Source organism: Chryseobacterium sp. C39-AII1 (genome assembly GCF_039672645.1).
Lineage (GTDB): Bacteria > Bacteroidota > Bacteroidia > Flavobacteriales > Weeksellaceae > Chryseobacterium.
The window spans coordinates 211,025-229,253 of the sequence record NZ_JBDFPQ010000001.1; the positions used below are offsets into that span (position 1 = coordinate 211,025).

The following is an 18,229-nucleotide window of genomic DNA, read 5'->3' on the forward strand; positions in this document are numbered from 1 at the left end:
ATTTCTGAGAGCTTAATTCAATTCATATCAATAAAAAAGTGCCGAAAATAATCTCGACACTTTTAATAGTTAATCTCTGTTTTTCAATAATATCCAGCCATTTAGCATGATTGTCTTTTTGGTAACAGGGTCTTCCCATGATAATTTATACCAATAAGTGCCTGTTGGGGCTTCTCTTCCAATATATTTTCCGTCCCAAATGGTGTTTTTAGCACTCGCTTTGAAGATTTTTTTTCCGTATCGGTCAAAAATGCTTCCTGTAAAATTTTTGTATTTGCTTAATGGAGTGAAATCAAGTACATCATTTATTCCATCACCATTTGGCGTGATCGCATTTGATAGAACAAAAGTGTAGTATTCTGTATAAGCATCACATAAAATACCTCTGTTTCTTACTCTTATAGGATATTGAGTGTTTTTTAAAACATTAGTAAATACATTTGAAGCTTGCCATATCACTCCATTGTCAATTGAATATTCTAATGGAAGAGGGCTGTTATTCTTAGCTTTAATCGTTAAAGAATTATTATTGTAAACAATTTCTAAAATTTCGGGAACAATAGTGTATGAAACTTTTGCACTGAAAGTTTTAGAACAGAAACCATTACTAATAGTCACAGAATAGGTTCCTGCCGCGGTCGGGTGAATAACCTGTGTAATTTCTCCTGTACTCCAAGAATAAGTATAACTCGGCCCAGATAGAGCGGTTCCTGCATCTAAATTGGCTTTGTGTCCTTCACAAATTTCAGTATCCTGTAAAATGGATGTGATTTCTGGTACAACGTTGATCGTTATGGTTGTAGGGGCTGATGATATACAACCGTTTGCCCCAGTTCCTGTTACGGAATAGGTTGTGGTCGTTAATGGGGTTACAGTCTGTGTGTTTCCTGACCCTGATAATCCTGCCCAAACATAGTTTACCGCTCCGGATGCTGTAATGATTGCAGATTCTCCTTTACAGATGGTCATTTTAGAGCTTGTAAGAATTATGGTGGGTGGAGAAGTATTTTTTACAACATTTACACTCGCTTGTTTTACACATCCGTTCGGTGTTGCACTTGTGATTTTTAAAGTATAAGTTCCTCCGTTATTTACAGTCGGAGTTAAAGTATTGGCTCCCGAAACAATATTTCCGCCTCCTGAAGCTGTCCATAAATAAGTTGCTCCCGTTTGATATATAGATGAGGTTGCATCCAGCGTAATCTGAGGATTTGTACATGTAATTTGCGCCGGACTGGCAATATTCACAACAATTAAAGGATCCATTGTTACCGTTACAGATTTTTGATATTGACATCCTAAAGACGTTGTTACGGCTACTGTATACGTTCCCGGAGATATTATGGTTGCTGTGGCGCCCGTTGTTCCGTTCGACCATGAAAAAGTATTTCCGGTTCCTTGGGCGGTAGCAGTGAGAATAGTGGATGAATTTTCACAGAACGTCAAATTTCCTGTTATCTGAAGATTAGGGTCAACCCCGTTTACCACCGTGAAACTCGCTGTACTACTTGTACATGTACCATTGTTATTGGTTAAAGTGTAGGTTCCGGCAGTCGTAACGGTAATAGATTGTGTTGTTGCCCCGGTAGACCATATATTTCCTGTTGAGACATTAGATGTTAAAGTTACCCCATTACCATTGCAGATCGCTGGTCCTGAAGCGGTGATTGTAGGAGCTGCATTGGTGTTAATCATTAATTGCAATTGTGCGACTTTCGAACAAGTCGCTGATTTAACTTTCACATAAATCGTTGCGTTTCCAGAAGTATAGGCTGTTGGGTTATTAATTGTGTTTGCATTTCCCGCTACCGCATCAGCTTGATTCAAATAATAATCAAACGTCACGCCTGAAGTCGTACTAATGCTAGGCTGTGCGGAAGTAAGGTTAAATACTGCCGTCGAAGAATTCGAACATTGGCTTAAACTCGCATTTTGTACCACTGGAACCACGCCCTGTGTCACCGTGATAGATTTTTGATATTCACAGTTTGCTGGTGTTTTCACTGTCACTGTATATGTTCCCGCTGTTGAAACTGAGATTGTATTTCCTGTAGAACCATTTGACCAAGTGTAAACATTTCCCGTTCCGGCTGCAGAAGCTGTTAATTGAGTTGGGGTATCACATAATATCGTATTTCCTGCAATTTGTACATTCGGATTGCTTTCCGCTGTAATGGTGATACTTGCCGGAACCGTTGCGCAACCTGCACTATTATTGGTTACAGTATATGTTCCGGGCGAAGTTACATTAATTGATTGCGTTGTTGCTCCGTTCGACCACGTGTTTCCTGTGGCTTGACTTGATGTCAATGTTACGTTTCCGCCAAAACAAATCGTGTTTGAAGAACTTGTAATGCTTACCGTTCCAGATTGGGTAATGTTTAATTGCAATTGCGCCACTTTCGCACATGTCGCCGATTTTACTCTTACATAAATCGTCGTATTCCCAGAAGTATAGGCGGTTGGATTATTAATTGTGTTTGAATTTCCCGCCACCGCATCTGCTTGATTCAAATAAAAATCAAACGTCACGCCTGAAGTCGTACTAATGCTAGGCTGTGCGGAAGTAAGGTTAAATACTGCCGTCGAAGAATTCGAACATTGGCTTAAACTTGCATTTTGTACCACTGGAACCACGCCCTGCGTTACCGTGATAGATTTTTGATATTCACAGTTTGCTGGTGTTTTCACCGTCACGGTATATGTTCCCGCTGTTGAAACTGAAATTGTATTTCCGGTAGAACCGTTTGACCAAGTGTAAGTATTTCCTGTTCCAGAAGCAGAGGCTGTTAATTGAGTAGGAGATTCACATAAGACGGTATTTCCTGTAATTTGAACATTAGGATTACTTTCTGCAGTAATCGTGATGCTTGCCGGAGCACTTGTACATCCACCGTTAGTATTAGTCACTGTATACGTTCCGGGCGTTGTCACGGTGATGGATGGCGTTGTAGCACCTGTAGACCAAGTGTTTCCTGTTGCTTGACTTGATGTTAAGGTGACGTTTCCGCCAAAACAGATAGTATTTGAGGAACTTGTAATCGTAGGAGAAGAAAGGGTAGTAGTGTTAAGTTGTATTTGAGCTTCAGTGTCACATAGGGTAGAAGTAGGATCTTTTATGATGACCTTTATTGTTGTATTTGTTGAGTATTGAAAATTAGTGGGATTACTTATAGGTGTTGAGCTTCCCAATATATAGTAAGTAAAGATATAATTGGCTGGATTGCTAACCAATTGAGAATTAAAGGATGTTAAGTCTACCGTTGCGCTAGAAGAAGCATTTACGCATTTTGTTGCCGTAATAGTATTTTGTAAAAGAGATACTTTATCCACATAAATTTTTGCATTTTTAATTGAATGTCGTGATGTTGCACCACCTGTTGAAGCTGAAAAACCAAAATATCCCTGTGTCATATTTACCGCTCCTCCAGAGGGCTGAAAAGATTGGCTTACGATCTGCTGGTTATCTATTTTTACCGTAATAATCCAATTGGCTGCATTGGCAGGATCAATTTCTCCGTTCACTTCTACATGACGATAATTTCCGGTAATAAAAGGAATGGTAGATAAAAGATCATTAGAATGATAGGTACTTCCTGCCGTATTATTCATTTCTATATTGGAGCTCACATTATTTGTGCCATATAGTATATGAACTTTACTCATTAATGACTCTGTGTAATTATTATAAGTATCAAAGCCTATCATAAGACCTTCTGCATTATTTGGAATTCCTAAGCCCCCTCCTGAAATGTACGAAGTCGGTGGATTCGTAATATACCAAAAGGCAAGTCCGTCACCCTTTCCATAGGTAGGATCTGCGGCACCATCAATTCTGAAATCAAATTCTACTTTCCATTTATTACAGTATTTAAGATTGATAGGCGCATTCAGTTTAATACCTCCTGAGGTATTGTTCTGATTGGGGGTAAGTTGAATAAAGTCCCCGTTGATGCTAGCGGAAGAAACCAATCCCCAGCCGGTAGCATTTACAGGATTCCCTGAAAGTTGATAGGTTTGTGAAAAAAGGTTGCCGCATAGTGATACTAATATGGCAACAATAAATAAATATTGCTTTTTCATTACATGTGTTTTGCGCAAATGTAATGAAAATATTGAATAGGTTGGTATAGAATTTATTCAATTTTAAATCCTCATTTTTAATTTTTTAGCATTTGTCGCAGAATAATTTTGTGTTTTAATAAAAAAGTTTTATTTTTGCAATCCAAAATGAGATGTAATATATGTTAATAATTCCAGTAAAAGACGGAGAGTCTATCGACAGAGCATTAAAAAAATATAAAAGAAAATTTGATAAAACGGGTACAGTTCGTCAATTAAGAGCTAGACAAGCGTTTATCAAGCCTTCTGTAACTTTAAGACAAGCTAGATTAAAAGCTGCTCACAAGCAAAGAAATCTTAGCAAAGAAGAACAGGCTTAAGAAAAATTTTCTTAAACACATACTAAGTTCACTCTTTAAATAGTTATATTTGAAGAGTGAATTTTTGTTTTTATACATTGATGATATTTAAAGTGATAATTTACTACATAATACCAAATCACCGAGATTTTTGTTAAGCAGAGCGCCTTTGTGAGTCTTAAAACCAAATAGGAGTAAAAAGAAAACTTAGTGTTCTTTATGTTGAAATAATTCATACACAAAATAATATTCAAAAAAATAACATGTTGAACAAATTTTTAGAATATTTACAATTCGAAAAGAGGTATTCTCCTCACACCATTACAAGCTATAAAAAAGATCTTGAAGATTTTTCTCATTTCTATCTTAAAACAGAATCCTCAGAAGATATTTCTAAAGCAGATAAAAAAATCATCCGAAACTTTATTGTTGAACTCAGTGAAAATAATATTTCTAAAAGAAGTATTAATAGAAAATTATCATCACTTCGCAGTTTTTATCTCTTCCTTTTGAAAATTGGTGAAATAAAAGTTTCTCCCGCTGAAAGTATTTCATCATTGAAATTTTATCCGGAAAGGCAAGTTCCTATGTCTACAGACGAGATGCAAGTGCTTGAACAAAAGGTTTTTACTCAAATCACAGATGTGCTGGAAAAATGTATTGTTGAGGTTCTCTACCAAACAGGAATTCGAAAAGGAGAGCTTTGTGGTATGATGTTTGAGAATGTAAATATAGACGAAAATGAAATAAAAATAATAGGGAAGGGAAATAAACAAAGAATGATTCCCATTTCCGCAGATTTATCAAATTTGCTGAAAAGCTATTTAGAAATACGCCAGCCGCAAACAGAATATAAATCATATTTTTTTGTAAATAAGAAAGGGAAAAAACTCACCGAAAAATTTGTTTATGTGGTAGTTAATAAGTACCTTAGTATTATAACAACAAAAGAAAAAAGAAGTCCTCACATCCTGCGCCATAGCTTTGCTACACACGTTTTGGATAATGGGGCGGAGATCTCCAAAGTAAAAAAAATATTAGGTCATTCCAGCCTTGCAAGTACTCAAGTCTATACGAATGCTAATATCGAACAATTGAAAAAAGTGTTTAATCAGGCTCATCCAAGAGCATCAAAAAATGACGAATTATGAAGATCACAGTACAATCAATTGGTTTAACTCCTCACGAACCACTAGAATCACACATTGACAAAAAAGTAAGCAAACTCGATACGTTTTATGATAAAATTCACGAGTGTAAAGTGTTTTTAAAAGTAGAAAATAATGCCGATAAAGCCAATAAAACTGCCGAGCTTATTTTGGCGGTTCCGGGAGATGATATAGTAGTAAAAAAGACTACGACAAGTTTTGAAGAAAGTTTAGACCTATGCGTTGATACTGCTAAAAAGCTATTAATCAAGAAAAAAGAAATGGCGTAGTAAAAAAAGTTAAAAAAAGTTATTGAAAAATTTGAGAATTCAAAAAAACCGTTCTATATTTGCACTCGCAAAAAGGGAACAGCGTTCTTTTGAATTCTTTTTGATTTAAATGCTTCCATAGCTCAGTTGGCCAGAGCACGTGATTTGTAATCTCGGGGTCGTGGGTTCGAATCCCTCTGGAAGCTCATTTTAAATATAAAAAACCTGGGGAGATTCCAGAGTGGCTAAATGGGACTGACTGTAACTCAGTTGCTTCGGCTTCGTAGGTTCGAATCCTGCTCTCCCCACAGTTTTTTTTATAAAAAAAGTCTTGCAGGTTTCAAGAATTCTTCTTAGATTTGCAAACCGTTAACCAACAGTTTTGGAAAACAAAATTGCGGAAGTAGCTCAGTTGGTAGAGCGTCAGCCTTCCAAGCTGAATGTCGCGAGTTCGACCCTCGTCTTCCGCTCAATAAAAATACTTGAAAAAGTATTTTTTTAACTACTGAAAAGCTCAGAGTAGAATTTTCTCAAAAGCTTGCAGTCTAAATATTAAAATGCTTCCATAGCTCAGTTGGCCAGAGCACGTGATTTGTAATCTCGGGGTCGTGGGTTCGAATCCCTCTGGAAGCTCTATTTTAATATACTATGTTTGGGGAGATTCCAGAGTGGCTAAATGGGACTGACTGTAACTCAGTTGCTTCGGCTTCGTAGGTTCGAATCCTGCTCTCCCCACATTTTATATTAAAAAAACTTGCATAACTAAAAGGTTTTCCCTAAGTTTGCAAAGCGTTTACCAACAGTTTTGGAAAACAAAATTGCGGAAGTAGCTCAGTTGGTAGAGCGTCAGCCTTCCAAGCTGAATGTCGCGAGTTCGACCCTCGTCTTCCGCTCAAAAAAAATCATGCTATACAGTATGATTTTTTTGCTTAATGCCGACTTAGCTCAGCGGTAGAGTGCTTCCTTGGTAAGGAAGAGGTCACGGGTTCAAGTCCCGTAGTTGGCTCTCAAAAAATCCCGAATAAATCGGGATTTTTTATTTTCTCACTTTTTCAAATTTATATTTGTTACTTCAGTTTCATAAAGTTGTTTAATTTATAATAGACAATAAAGAATTTATTCCTTAAATTTTATTTTCTCTTCAGAATTTTCTCTTCTCTAATTATTTTTTCTTTAAACACGTGATTGAATAAACCCATTCTTAATTCCTTCAATTAAAAAATTATCTGCTTCGTTATCATTTCAAAATCATAAAAAATTCTTTACATTCGTATAAAATAATTTTCGATGAATATTCTTTTATTGGAAGATGATTTGATTCTTTCTGCGGAGCTTTGCAAGTTTTTAGAATCAAATAGTTTTACCTGCGATAAAATTTATGATGGAGAAACATTTCTTCGTCAGATTAAAAATAGTACTTACGATTTGTATCTGCTCGATATCAACGTACCAAAAATAAACGGACTGGATGTTTGCCAGACCATTCGTTCTTTCGATAAAAATACGCCGATCATCATCATTTCTGCGTACGGAGATCTTTCGGATAAAAAAGATGCCTTTACAAGACTGGCAGATGATTATTTGGTAAAACCTTTTCAGTTTGAAGAGTTATTATTGCGCATCAACTCATTATTGAGAAGAAAAACGCCATCGGAAACCACAGATCAGGATATTGTACGAGTTGATGATTTAATTGTGAATAAAACCGAACAGAAAGTGTATCGCGGAGGAAATGAAATCAATCTTACTCTGAAAGAATTTCAATTATTGGTTTATTTGGCAGAAGCACAAGGAAGAACGGTTTCTAAACAGCAGATCACAGAACACGTTTGGGAACATAATTTCAATACGAATACAAATACGGTAGAAGTGTATATTAATTTCCTGAGAAAGAAAATTGATAAAGATTTTAAAGTGAAATTAATCCACACTCGTTCCGGATTCGGGTATTATTTAAGTCCGTTATAAAAGAATGTCTTTAAAAAGAAGGATTGCACTTACGCTTAGCATTGCTTTTTCATTACTTTTTGGTATTGTAATGGCGGTGATTTATATGTCTTTTAACGATTTCAGAAAAGATGAATTTAAAGAAAGATTCAGACAAAGGCTTGAATTTACTTCCCATTTCATTGCGAAGTCAAAAGATTTTGAAGAAGAAGCGCCTATCTTTTTTAATGAAAATTCAGATAACATTCTTTTAAATGAAACCATTTTAATTTTTAATGCTGAAAAAGAATTAATTTACAGTACCATTAAAGATCGAAATGTAACCTGGGACACTTCTTTGCTAAAGGAATTAGACGAAAAAAAAATAGTTTATTCTGAAAAAACGGTTCCCGAAATTTACGCGGCTCTTAGAAATATCAATGGAGAAAATTATTATATTCTCACAAGTGCTTATGATACCAACGGAAACTCGAAGCTTTCTTATCTTAAATATCTATTGATTACGGCTTATGTGATGAGCACGCTTCTTATCGGGTTTCTCAGTTATTATGTAATGGGACAGTTTTTGAAGCCGCTGGAAGATCTTAATGTGGAAATTTCAGAAGTAACAGCACATAAACTTACCACGAAAATTCCCGTTCAGGAATCGAATGACGAGATTAATGTTTTGGCGCAGTCTTTTAATACGATGATTACAAGGCTTGACGATGTTTTTCAATCTCAGAAAGACTTTACGGCAAGTGCTTCACATGAAATTAGAACTCCGATTACCCGAATGGCTTTTCAGCTGGAAAATCTCATTAAATTTGAACAGCATTCTCCCGAAACATTAGCTTCTTTAAAGCAAATTCAGCGAGATGTGTATCAGCTTTCGGATCTTACGAATTCACTTTTACTTTTGACAAAATTTGATAAAGAAAATATTCAGAGCATTTATGAAGAAGTAAGAATCGATGAAGTGATTTTTGAATCTTTTGAAGCGGTTGAAAAAAGCTATCCTAAATTAAGAATGAGCTTTCTTATCTCCGAAGATACTTCCGAAGATGCTCTTCTTACGCTAAAAGGGGTTCAGTCTCTTTTGGATATTGTTTTTATTAATTTGCTTAAAAACGCCGCGGTTTACTCAGACGATACGGAAGTAGATGTAATAATTAAAGAAACAAGTGAACATCTTATTGTAGATGTAATTTCTCATGGCAGCACCATCTCCGAAGAAGAACAGGAAAAGTTATTCGATGCTTTTAAAAGAGGAAAAAATTCTCAGAATATTTCAGGTTCCGGACTTGGCTTAAGAATTGTGAAGAGAATTTTAGAATATCATGGCGCAAAAATTACGTATACTTCTCCTGCAGATTTGTTGAATAAATTCAGTGTAATTTTCAATAAATAAACAATTTAGTTCCAAACTATCCTTTACATTCAGTTTTGCAATCGTTTTTTGTTAAACCGATCATTAATTTTCATTTAAAAATTTCAATAGATTGAGATTTGATATTTATTTTAAATAAAAAAATAATATTCAAAAGATCAATATTTATCGAGAAATTTAATTTTTTTTTAAGCATTCTTTAAGAGCATTTTAATAGCATAAAAGCATTTTTGTAAATTAAAAAGAAAAAAATGAACAAAATTGCAGGGGTATTTATCGTCATTTCCTCATTCGTGGCGGCCCAACAGCAAATGTCTCTTTTGGATTGTGAAGAAGCCTTTCAGAAGAATAATTTACAACTGCTTGCCGAACAGTACAACATCAATATGGCCGATGCAGATGTTTTGCAGGCCAAGATTTGGGAACTTCCACAACTGAGCGGCCAAATCAACGCTTATAATCCGGAAGACAAAAAAGTTTTTGATGTAGGCCACGCAAAAGGCGCACAGATAACACAACTGATTTACATGGGCGGCAAAAAGAAAAATGAAATTGCTTTTGCCAAATCTAACAAGGAGCTTGCCCAGCTTCAGTTTTCTCAACTTCTTGTGGATCTTCGATCTGAGCTTCGTTCCACATATTTTAACCTTTACTACGAAAAATTAAAACTTGAAAATACCGACAGGCAACTTGGGTATATGAATGATCTTTTGGCAGCATATAAGGTACAGTCTGCCAAAGGAAATGTTTCTCTGAAAGATGAAGTTAGATTGCAAACCCTTGTTATTCAGTTGAATAATGATAAGATAGGAATTAACAAAGATATTTTAGAACTTCAACAAAGCCTTCAGGTACTAACAGGAGTCACCGATGATATTGAGCCACAACTTTCGGAAGCTGAAGCAAAGGAAACTTTAGCATTACAGCCTTTCGGTGATGATGCTGAACTAAAAAAGAAAGCAATAGAAAATAATGCAGATTATCAATATAATTTAAAATTGATTGATAACAGCAAATTGTACGCTCAGTGGCAAAAATCTCTTAATGTTCCGGATTTGAATGTAGGAGCCGGATGGGATCAAAACGGAGGAACGTTTAAGAACGAGGTCAATTTAATGGTTGGGATTCCGTTGCCTTTATGGAAATCAAATAAGGGAAATGTGGAAAAAGCCAATTTCGCCATTCAGCAGAATCAAAAAAATGCAGATTTTCAAAGGCTTAATCTTGAAACAAAAGTTCAGGCAGCTTATAAAACCTGGAAATCTCAATACGATCAGCTTACCCAAATAAAATCTAACGATCTGAATAATATGGAACTGGTCTATAACGGAATGCTTACAAATTTCCGAAAAGGGAATGTGAGCCTTATTGAATTTGCCGATTTCATGGATAGCTACCGAGAAGCTGCCCTTCAGATATACGACATGAAAAACGAAATTATGCAATCTGCAGAACAATTAAATCAACTAGTACAAACGAAAATCTTCTATTAAACATGAAAAATTATATAATTCCAATAATGGTGGCTCTGTCTGTCTTATCTTGCTCAAAGAAAGAAGAAGATGCAAAACCACAGGCCAAAAAAGGTTTTGAATTAAGCAGCACCATGCTGAAATCAATAGATTTAGCAAAGGTTGAAAAAAAATATATAGAAGATGATTACAATTTTTACGGAAAAATTTCTGCCGATAAAAATAGTTATATCGATGTGTATCCGTTGGTAGGAGGAAATGTTTTAAGCGTAAATGCCGAATTGGGAGATTATGTGAAGAAAGGTCAGGTATTAGCAACTATCAGAAGTACGGAATTGGCGGAAGTGCAAAAAGATGTGAGCGATGCAAGGACAGATTTGGTTGTTGCGCAAAATAATCTTCGTGTTGCCAAAGAATTGTATGAAGGAAAATTAAATACCGAAAGAGATGTGCTGGAAGCCAAAAGCCAATTGCAGAAGGCTCAGGATCAAATGCAGAGAGCAAGTGCGGTGAGTACGGTTTATAATGTTAAAAAGGGAAATATTTACAGTGTGGTAGCACCCATTAGCGGATATATCGTTCAGAAAAACATCAATAAAGATATGCAGCTGAGAAGTGATAGGAGCGAAAATATCTTCGATGTTGCCAATACAACCAACGTTTGGGCAATTATGAACGTGAATGAATCTGATATTGATAAAATCAGTCTTGGAATGAAAGCTCAGGTTTCCACCTTATCTTATCCGGATAAAGTTTTTGATGGTAAAATTGATAAAATATTTAAAATTATCGATCCGGAAACCAATGCGATGCAGGCGAGAGTGGTGTTGGATAATCAAAACGGATTGTTGATTCCTGAAAGTAAAGCTACCATAAAAGTAACCAATTCTGAAAATGTGAAGGCACTTACGGTTCCTTCTAAAGCAGTGATTTTTGATGACAATAAAACTTTTGTGGTGATCTACAACTCCCCGGCAGATGTAAAGGTGAGAGAAATAAAGGTCTTAAAGCAAGTGGGAGATACCACCTACATTGAAGATGGTTTGTCTGAAGGCGAGCAAGTGATTACCAATAACCAATTATTGATCTATCGTTCTTTGAATAGTTAAAATTTTATTTAAACCATAAAGATTTTGATTAAGAAGTTAAACATTCAAATCTTATAACATTCGTTTACGAATTCCTTTAATTCTTAACTCTTTAAATATCCTTAATGGTTCAAAAATGAGAATTCTTTGTTAAGTGAAACGCCTTTGTGAACTTAAAAGCATAAAGTTTGTTAAAAAAAATCTTTGTGCCCTTTGCGTTAAAAAACAATAGAAAAAACAAATTCAACGGCTTTTTTAGGTCATCAAAAAATCTATCATGAATAAATTCATTAAAAATATAATTGCTTTCTCGTTAAAAAACAAAGCATTTACCTTTATTTGGGTGGCGATTTTGGCGGTTGTAGGATTTATTAGCTTCAAAAATATGCCTATTGAAGCTTTTCCCGACGTTACCAATACCCAGATTGTCATCATTACCCAATGGAACGGGCGAAGCGCTGAAGAAGTAGAGCGTTTCGTGACCACGCCCATTGAGTTAGCTATGAGTCCGGTTCAGAAGAAAACCAGTGTGCGAAGTACCACGATGTTTGGGCTTTCCATTGTTAAAATTCTTTTTGATGATGGGGTGGACGACACTTTTGCCAGAAATCAGGTCAATAACCAATTACGAACTGTCAGCCTTCCTGATGAAGTAGATCCCGAAGTGCAGCCACCCTACGGACCCACCGGAGAGATCTTCCGATATACTTTGCAGAGTAAAACAAAAGATTCCAGAGAATTATTAACCCTGCAGAACTGGGTGGTCGATCGTGCGTTGAGAGGCGTTCCTGGAGTTGCCGATATCAACGTTTTCGGAGGTCAGGATAAAGTTTTTGAATTAAGTATCGATCCGAGAGCGTTGGATAAATACAATTTAACGCCGCTTCAGGTGTACGATGCAGTCGGAAAAAGTAACTTAAATGTTGGTGGGGATGTTATCGAGAAAAACGGACAGGCGTACGTGGTTCGTGGTATTGGCTTGGTAAAATCCATCAGCGATATTGAAAATATTACGATTCATAACGATAACGGAAACCCAATCTTAGTAAAAAATGTGGCTCAGGTACACGAAGGTGAAAGACCAAGAGTAGGGCAGGCGGGATTAAACAATCAGGATGATACCGTTGAAGGTATTGTCGTGATGAGAAAAGGCGAAAACCCTCGTGAAGTTTTGGTAAATGTTAAGGCTAAAATTAAAGAGCTTAACGAAAAGATTCTTCCGAAAGATGTAAAAATGGTTACTTTCTATGATCGTGATAATTTAATGGATTTCACGACGGAGACCGTAATGCATAATTTATTAGAAGGAATTATCTTAGTTACGGTAATCGTTTTGATCTTCATGGCAGACTGGCGAACAACGCTGATTGTTTCCATCATCATTCCGCTATCCTTATTATTTGCATTTTTATGTTTGAAAATGGCAGGGATGAGTGCCAATTTATTGTCTCTGGGAGCGGTAGACTTTGGTATCATCATCGATGGCGCCGTCGTAATGGTGGAAGGGCTCTTTGTAATGCTCGACCACAAAGCGATTAAGTACGGACAGGAAAAGTTCAACAAAATGGCAAAAGGAGGCTGGATCAAGCAAACGGGAACTGGTCTTGGTAAAGCGATTTTCTTTTCAAAATTAATTATCATTACTTCGTTAATTCCGATTTTCTCGTTCCAAAAAGTAGAAGGGAAAATGTTCTCACCATTGGCATTTACCTTAGGATTTGCATTAATGGGCGCGTTGATCTTTACTTTAACTTTGGTTCCGGTGCTTTCGCACATCCTATTAAATAAGAATGTTAAAGAAAAAAATAATCCTTTCGTTAATTTCTGGGACAGAATTGTGTTGAAAGGTTTCAATTTTACATTCAAACATAAAAGATTAAGCTTAATAGTTTCTTTGGCTTTCCTTGGAGTGACTTTATTTTCAGGAAAATTCTTAGGAACGGAATTTTTACCACAATTAAATGAAGGTTCACTTTGGATTACCGCAGAAATGCCGATGAGTTCTTCATTAAAAGAATCTTTGAAAACGGCAAATCTTCTTAAAAAAGATATTATGAGCTTTTCAGAAGTTACCGATGTGTTAGCTCAAACCGGTCGAAGTAATGACGGAACCGACCCGAACGGATTTGGATTTGTTCAGTTTGCGGTAAATCTTCAGCCTAAAGATCAATGGAAACGAAAGATTACTTATGAAGAATTGATTGAAGAAATTGATAAAAAACTGAGAACCTATCAGGGAATCACATTCAATTATTCTCAGCCGATTTCCGATAATGTAGCGGAAGCAGTAGCAGGTTTCAAGGCAGAAAACGGAATTAAAATTTATGGAGATAATCTCCAGACTTTAGATATTCTTGCTGAAAAAGTTTTGAAAGAAGTAAAAGATGTTAAAGGTGTAAAAGATGCAGGAATCATTAAAAATATCGGTCAGCCGGAGGTAAATGTAGTTTGGGATAGAGATAAAATGGCGGCTTATGGGGTGATGCCGGAAGATGCACAAACGGTTCTTGAAATGGCTTTCGGAGGAAAAACTGCTTCTGAAATGTATGATGGAGAAAGAAAATTCCCGATTAGACTTCGTTATTCTCAGGAGTATAGAAAAGATGAGAACGATATTGCTTCATTGATGGTTCCTACGCAAGATGGCACGCAAATTCCTTTGAGAGAGATCGGAAGCATTGTAAAAGATAACGGAGCGGCGTTTATTTATCGTGATGATATTAAAAGGTATATCGGAATTAAATTCTCAATTCGTGACCGAGATTTAGGAAGTACGATTGCGGATGCTCAAAAAGCAGTTTCAAAATTAGATCTTCCGGATGGGTACTCTATCGGATGGACGGGTCAGTTTGAAAATCAGCAGAGAGCTTCAAAACGTTTGGCACAAGTTGTTCCCATCAGTATTTTAGGAATTTTCTTCCTTTTATTTATCCTTTTCGGAAACATGAAAGACTCTCTTTTGGTTTTGGCGAATGTGCCGTTTGCTTTAATTGGAGGAATCATCGCTTTACACGTTACCGGAATTAACTTCGGAATTTCTGCCGGAGTGGGAATGATCGCCCTTCTCGGAATTTGTATTCAGAACGGGGTAATTCTTATTACGGAGTTCCATCAAAACGTCAAGAACGGACAAAGTTTAGATGAAGCGATATTGCATGGAGTGAAATCAAGAACGCGTCCTGTTATTATGACTGCATTAATGGCTTCCATTGGTCTGATGCCGGCGGCGTTGTCTACAGGTATCGGTTCTGAATCTCAAAAGCCATTGGCTATTGTGATTATCGGAGGATTAATTACTGCAACGGTACTTACATTATTAATTTTTCCGATTATCTTCTGGATCTTCAACAGAACCAAGAAATCGCAGCAAATTTAATTATTCTTTCATTTTATATATTAAAGAATCGCGGAAAACTCTGTTTTCCGCGATTCTCCATTATTGAATAAAATACTATGAGTTTAAAATCCTAATCCCACGGCAAAAGCTTTTACATTATTGGGGTAGTCAGAAACCGAAGTTGCAGTTCCTGTTGTTGTATTAATGGTATAAAGTTTTGTGGCTGAGCCTACAGAAGCTATCAAATAGGCTTTCTGGCTCATACTTCCGATATCAAAACCATTCGCAGAAGTAATATTGATACCTAAAGAGCCTGTCTCTACCAAAGTTCCATTGTTAGGAGGGTTTTGTTGATACAATTTATCGGAATTATGATCAATCACAAATAATGTTGTGCTTGTTGTTCCTGCAAAATTATTGGTGTAAGCTGCTGCACTTAGCATAGCTCCCACAGGATTTATTGCTGAGTCTACTGCTGTAATTCCTCCTGTAATAGGATCTAAACGAAGATTTTGTCCGCTATTGCTTACAATGCGTATCTTATCAACCGAGGGATTAAAATCAAACCCAAAATCTGTTCCGGAAAGCAATGTCGAGAAAGGAGAGGATCCCACGGCAGTCGCGACTCCCGTTCCTAAATTGATGGTGTATAGTCTGCTGGAACTTCCCAAAGCATATAACTGTCCGTTCACAGGACGGAAATCTATTCCTAATATATTCTCACCGCTCTGTAATCCTGCTACTGTTTTAGAAATGGGCATTGGATTATTTGGATTAAATATTTGAAGATTATTAGAATTATCAATAGCGTATGCCACAGGTTCTGTAGGAATCGCCAGATCGATAATTGCTTGTTGAAGAGATCCGATGTGGGTTGTTTTTCCATTATTTAAATCTAATAAATGCAGTTTATCATTTAATGCTAATAAAGCTACACTGTTGTCGTGTTTAATATCAAAAGCAGCTTGCCCGCTAAAATTAGCTCCAAGGTTTCCCACTTCTACCAAAATTCCGTTGTTTGGAGGATCTTGTTTAAATAATTTTCCTAATGCAGGATCTATATCATACAATATTGTTGTGGAAGCCCCTGCTTTGCTATTGGTATAAGCAACTCCGGTAATGGATGGACTTCCTGTTCCGTTTATATTGGTATCAGTTCCTGCAATTGCTCCTGTTTCGGGGTGCAAACGAAGATTTTGCCCGGTATTACTTACCATACGTATTCTATCAACCGTAGGGTTGAAGTCGATAGATGCTATCGTTCCCGAAATCGAAGGTGAAAATGCTGTGGAACTTACTGCTCTTGCCGAAGCATTAGAGGTATTAATTATATAAAGCTTACTCGCATTTGATAGTGCATATAGCTCTCCGGTAGCAGGCCTGAAATCAATACTTAATAATTTTTCTCCAGAAGAGACTCCCGTAACTGCTGTTTTAGTAGCAAACATTTTTGGATTGTTCGAGTTGAAATACACCAGCTCATTCATTGAAGTTAGTCCGTAAACCATGAGATCTGGCCCCTGAATCATATTATCTGGCATATTATAATCATCAGAATCATTGCACGAAAGAAATGCGGTAAAGACAAATAATCCCATACAGATGTGTAATAGTTTTCTCATAATATTTATTTTATTGGTTGTTCATATATGTACGAGATCAGAATTGTTTTGGATTTCTAACAGTTAATAATTATTCAGAAATCTTTTAACTGGCTATTGTATTAACAGCTAATGACATAGTTTGTATTTTTCATAAAAGGTTTTACAAAGATTTTCTTAATCAAGAAATTTGTGTAAATTTGCAGTCTCAATACTTGAAATATGCGGTTTGTACTTCATGGAATATAAATATTGAAACTTTTTTTTAATAAAAAGGTTTTGGTATGTAAAAATTCATTATATTTGCACACCGAAAATTTGAAAAACAATAAATAAATAATTTATAAATCATGGCAAAGGAAACGTTTAATCGTAACAAACCACACTTGAACATTGGTACTATTGGTCACGTTGACCATGGTAAAACTACTCTTACAGCTGCTATTTCTGCTGTATTAGCTAGCAAAGGTCTTGCTGAGAAAAAAGACTTCTCTGCAATTGACTCTGCTCCAGAAGAAAAAGAAAGAGGTATCACTATCAATACTGCTCACATCGAATACGAAACTGAAAAGAGACATTATGCTCACGTTGACTGTCCAGGTCACGCCGACTATGTTAAGAACATGGTAACTGGTGCTGCTCAGATGGATGGAGCTATCGTAGTATGTGCTGCAACTGATGGACCAATGCCTCAAACAAGAGAACACATTCTACTTTGCCGTCAGGTAAACGTACCTAGAATCGTTGTTTTCATGAATAAAGTTGACATGGTAGATGATGCTGAGTTATTAGAGCTTGTTGAAATGGAGCTTAGAGACTTATTATCTACTTACGAATTTGACGGAGATAACTCTCCAGTAATCCAAGGTTCAGCTCTTGGTGCACTTACTGCTGCTACAGAAGGTAATTCTGATGACAAGTGGTTCAAAACTGTTGAAGAATTGATGGATGCTGTTGATACTTGGATCGAAGAGCCAGTAAGAGATACAGATAAGCCATTCTTGATGCCAATCGAAGACGTATTCTCTATTACAGGTAGAGGTACTGTAGCAACTGGTAGAATCGAAGCTGGTGTTATCAACACTGGAGATCCAGTAGATATCGTTGGTATGGGTGAAGAAAAATTAACTTCTACTATTACAGGGGTTGAAATGTTCAGAAAAATCCTAGACAGAGGTGAAGCTGGTGATAACGTAGGTCTATTGTTGAGAGGTATTGAAAAAACTGACATCAAGAGAGGTATGGTAATCGCTAAGAAAGATTCTGTGAAGCCACACAAAAAATTCAAAGCATCTGTTTATATCCTTTCTAAAGAAGAAGGTGGACGTCACACTCCATTCCACAACAAGTACCGTCCTCAGTTCTACGTAAGAACTACTGACGTTACAGGTGAGATCTTCTTACCAGAAGGTGTAGAAATGGTAATGCCTGGTGATAACTTAGAGATCACTGTAGAATTGTTACAACCAATCGCTCTTAACGAGGGTCTTAGATTCGCGATCAGAGAAGGAGGTAGAACAGTTGGTTCAGGTCAGGTAACTGAAATCTTAGACTAATCATCTTAAAATAAATAAGCT

Annotated in this window: 11 protein-coding genes and 7 tRNA genes; 16 read left to right on the forward strand and 2 right to left on the reverse strand. The window is 36.4% G+C overall.

Annotated features, from left to right (window positions below; translation table 11 throughout):
• Positions 1-69 precede the first annotated feature (69 nt).
• Positions 70-4,083 carry a T9SS type B sorting domain-containing protein gene (locus tag ABEG63_RS00875; RefSeq protein ID WP_346582235.1) on the reverse strand — a complete coding sequence of 1,338 codons (4,014 nt, stop codon included), beginning with the start codon at positions 4,081-4,083 and terminating at the stop codon, positions 70-72.
• Positions 4,084-4,244: 161 nt separating this feature from the next.
• Here ABEG63_RS00875 and rpsU point away from each other — a divergent pair, with 161 nt between their 5' ends.
• The 15 genes from rpsU to ABEG63_RS00950 all read left to right on the forward strand — a co-directional run bounded on the left by rpsU (position 4,245) and on the right by ABEG63_RS00950 (position 15,090).
• Positions 4,245-4,442, forward strand: coding sequence for a 30S ribosomal protein S21 (gene rpsU, locus ABEG63_RS00880; protein WP_039365233.1), 198 nt, complete (start codon positions 4,245-4,247; stop codon positions 4,440-4,442).
• A gap of 242 nt (positions 4,443-4,684) precedes the next feature.
• Positions 4,685-5,572, forward strand: coding sequence for a tyrosine-type recombinase/integrase (locus tag ABEG63_RS00885; RefSeq protein ID WP_346582237.1), 888 nt, complete (start codon positions 4,685-4,687; stop codon positions 5,570-5,572).
• Entirely contained in the window at positions 5,569-5,859 is a 291-nt protein-coding gene (locus tag ABEG63_RS00890; RefSeq protein ID WP_267402195.1) for an HPF/RaiA family ribosome-associated protein, read from the forward strand. The genes ABEG63_RS00885 and ABEG63_RS00890 overlap by 4 nt, the downstream gene beginning before the upstream one ends.
• Before the next feature lie 111 nt (positions 5,860-5,970).
• Positions 5,971-6,044: transfer RNA gene (locus tag ABEG63_RS00895), tRNA-Thr, on the forward strand.
• A gap of 21 nt (positions 6,045-6,065) precedes the next feature.
• Positions 6,066-6,146 (forward strand) — tRNA-Tyr (locus ABEG63_RS00900).
• Positions 6,147-6,235: 89 nt separating this feature from the next.
• Positions 6,236-6,308: transfer RNA gene (locus ABEG63_RS00905), tRNA-Gly, on the forward strand.
• Positions 6,309-6,397: 89 nt separating this feature from the next.
• Positions 6,398-6,471, forward strand: a tRNA-Thr gene (locus ABEG63_RS00910).
• A gap of 21 nt (positions 6,472-6,492) precedes the next feature.
• Positions 6,493-6,573, forward strand: a tRNA-Tyr gene (locus tag ABEG63_RS00915).
• A gap of 85 nt (positions 6,574-6,658) precedes the next feature.
• Positions 6,659-6,731 (forward strand) — tRNA-Gly (locus ABEG63_RS00920).
• A 41-nt stretch (positions 6,732-6,772) separates the two neighbouring features.
• Positions 6,773-6,844, forward strand: a tRNA-Thr gene (locus ABEG63_RS00925).
• Between the two features lie 281 nt (positions 6,845-7,125).
• On the forward strand, positions 7,126-7,806 hold the full coding sequence (locus tag ABEG63_RS00930; protein WP_312399927.1) for a response regulator transcription factor: 681 nt from the start codon (positions 7,126-7,128) through the stop codon (positions 7,804-7,806).
• A gap of 4 nt (positions 7,807-7,810) precedes the next feature.
• The gene (locus tag ABEG63_RS00935; protein ID WP_346582240.1) at positions 7,811-9,175 is read left to right on the forward strand and encodes an ATP-binding protein; all 1,365 of its coding nucleotides are present in this window, start codon (positions 7,811-7,813) and stop codon (positions 9,173-9,175) included.
• A 230-nt stretch (positions 9,176-9,405) separates the two neighbouring features.
• Entirely contained in the window at positions 9,406-10,647 is a 1,242-nt protein-coding gene (locus ABEG63_RS00940; RefSeq protein ID WP_346582242.1) for a TolC family protein, read from the forward strand.
• 2 nt (positions 10,648-10,649) lie between these two features.
• On the forward strand, positions 10,650-11,735 hold the full coding sequence (locus ABEG63_RS00945) for an efflux RND transporter periplasmic adaptor subunit (protein ID WP_267402187.1): 1,086 nt from the start codon (positions 10,650-10,652) through the stop codon (positions 11,733-11,735).
• 256 nt (positions 11,736-11,991) lie between these two features.
• Positions 11,992-15,090 (forward strand): CusA/CzcA family heavy metal efflux RND transporter, encoded by a 3,099-nt coding sequence (locus tag ABEG63_RS00950; RefSeq protein WP_346582244.1) that lies wholly within the window; start codon positions 11,992-11,994, stop codon positions 15,088-15,090.
• An 83-nt stretch (positions 15,091-15,173) separates the two neighbouring features.
• On the opposite strand, the gene ABEG63_RS00955 is transcribed toward ABEG63_RS00950, so the two are convergent.
• Positions 15,174-16,673: a DUF4394 domain-containing protein gene (locus ABEG63_RS00955; protein ID WP_346582246.1), complete on the reverse strand. Its 1,500-nt coding sequence runs from the start codon at positions 16,671-16,673 to the stop codon at positions 15,174-15,176.
• A gap of 329 nt (positions 16,674-17,002) precedes the next feature.
• Here ABEG63_RS00955 and tuf point away from each other — a divergent pair, with 329 nt between their 5' ends.
• Positions 17,003-18,208 (forward strand): elongation factor Tu, encoded by a 1,206-nt coding sequence (gene tuf / locus ABEG63_RS00960; protein WP_267402183.1) that lies wholly within the window; start codon positions 17,003-17,005, stop codon positions 18,206-18,208.
• The last annotated feature ends 21 nt before the right edge of the window (positions 18,209-18,229 follow it).

Coding starts and splice junctions, on each gene's coding strand:
- ABEG63_RS00885 (WP_346582237.1), top strand. CDS start 4,685: ATGTTGAACAAATTTTTAGAATATTTACAATTCGAAAAGAGGTATTCT.
- ABEG63_RS00935 (WP_346582240.1), top strand. CDS start 7,811: ATGTCTTTAAAAAGAAGGATTGCACTTACGCTTAGCATTGCTTTTTCA.
- ABEG63_RS00930 (WP_312399927.1), top strand. CDS start 7,126: ATGAATATTCTTTTATTGGAAGATGATTTGATTCTTTCTGCGGAGCTT.
- rpsU (WP_039365233.1), top strand. CDS start 4,245: ATGTTAATAATTCCAGTAAAAGACGGAGAGTCTATCGACAGAGCATTA.
- ABEG63_RS00955 (WP_346582246.1), bottom strand. CDS start 16,673: ATGAGAAAACTATTACACATCTGTATGGGATTATTTGTCTTTACCGCA.
- ABEG63_RS00950 (WP_346582244.1), top strand. CDS start 11,992: ATGAATAAATTCATTAAAAATATAATTGCTTTCTCGTTAAAAAACAAA.
- ABEG63_RS00945 (WP_267402187.1), top strand. CDS start 10,650: ATGAAAAATTATATAATTCCAATAATGGTGGCTCTGTCTGTCTTATCT.
- ABEG63_RS00875 (WP_346582235.1), bottom strand. CDS start 4,083: ATGAAAAAGCAATATTTATTTATTGTTGCCATATTAGTATCACTATGC.
- ABEG63_RS00890 (WP_267402195.1), top strand. CDS start 5,569: ATGAAGATCACAGTACAATCAATTGGTTTAACTCCTCACGAACCACTA.
- ABEG63_RS00940 (WP_346582242.1), top strand. CDS start 9,406: ATGAACAAAATTGCAGGGGTATTTATCGTCATTTCCTCATTCGTGGCG.
- tuf (WP_267402183.1), top strand. CDS start 17,003: ATGGCAAAGGAAACGTTTAATCGTAACAAACCACACTTGAACATTGGT.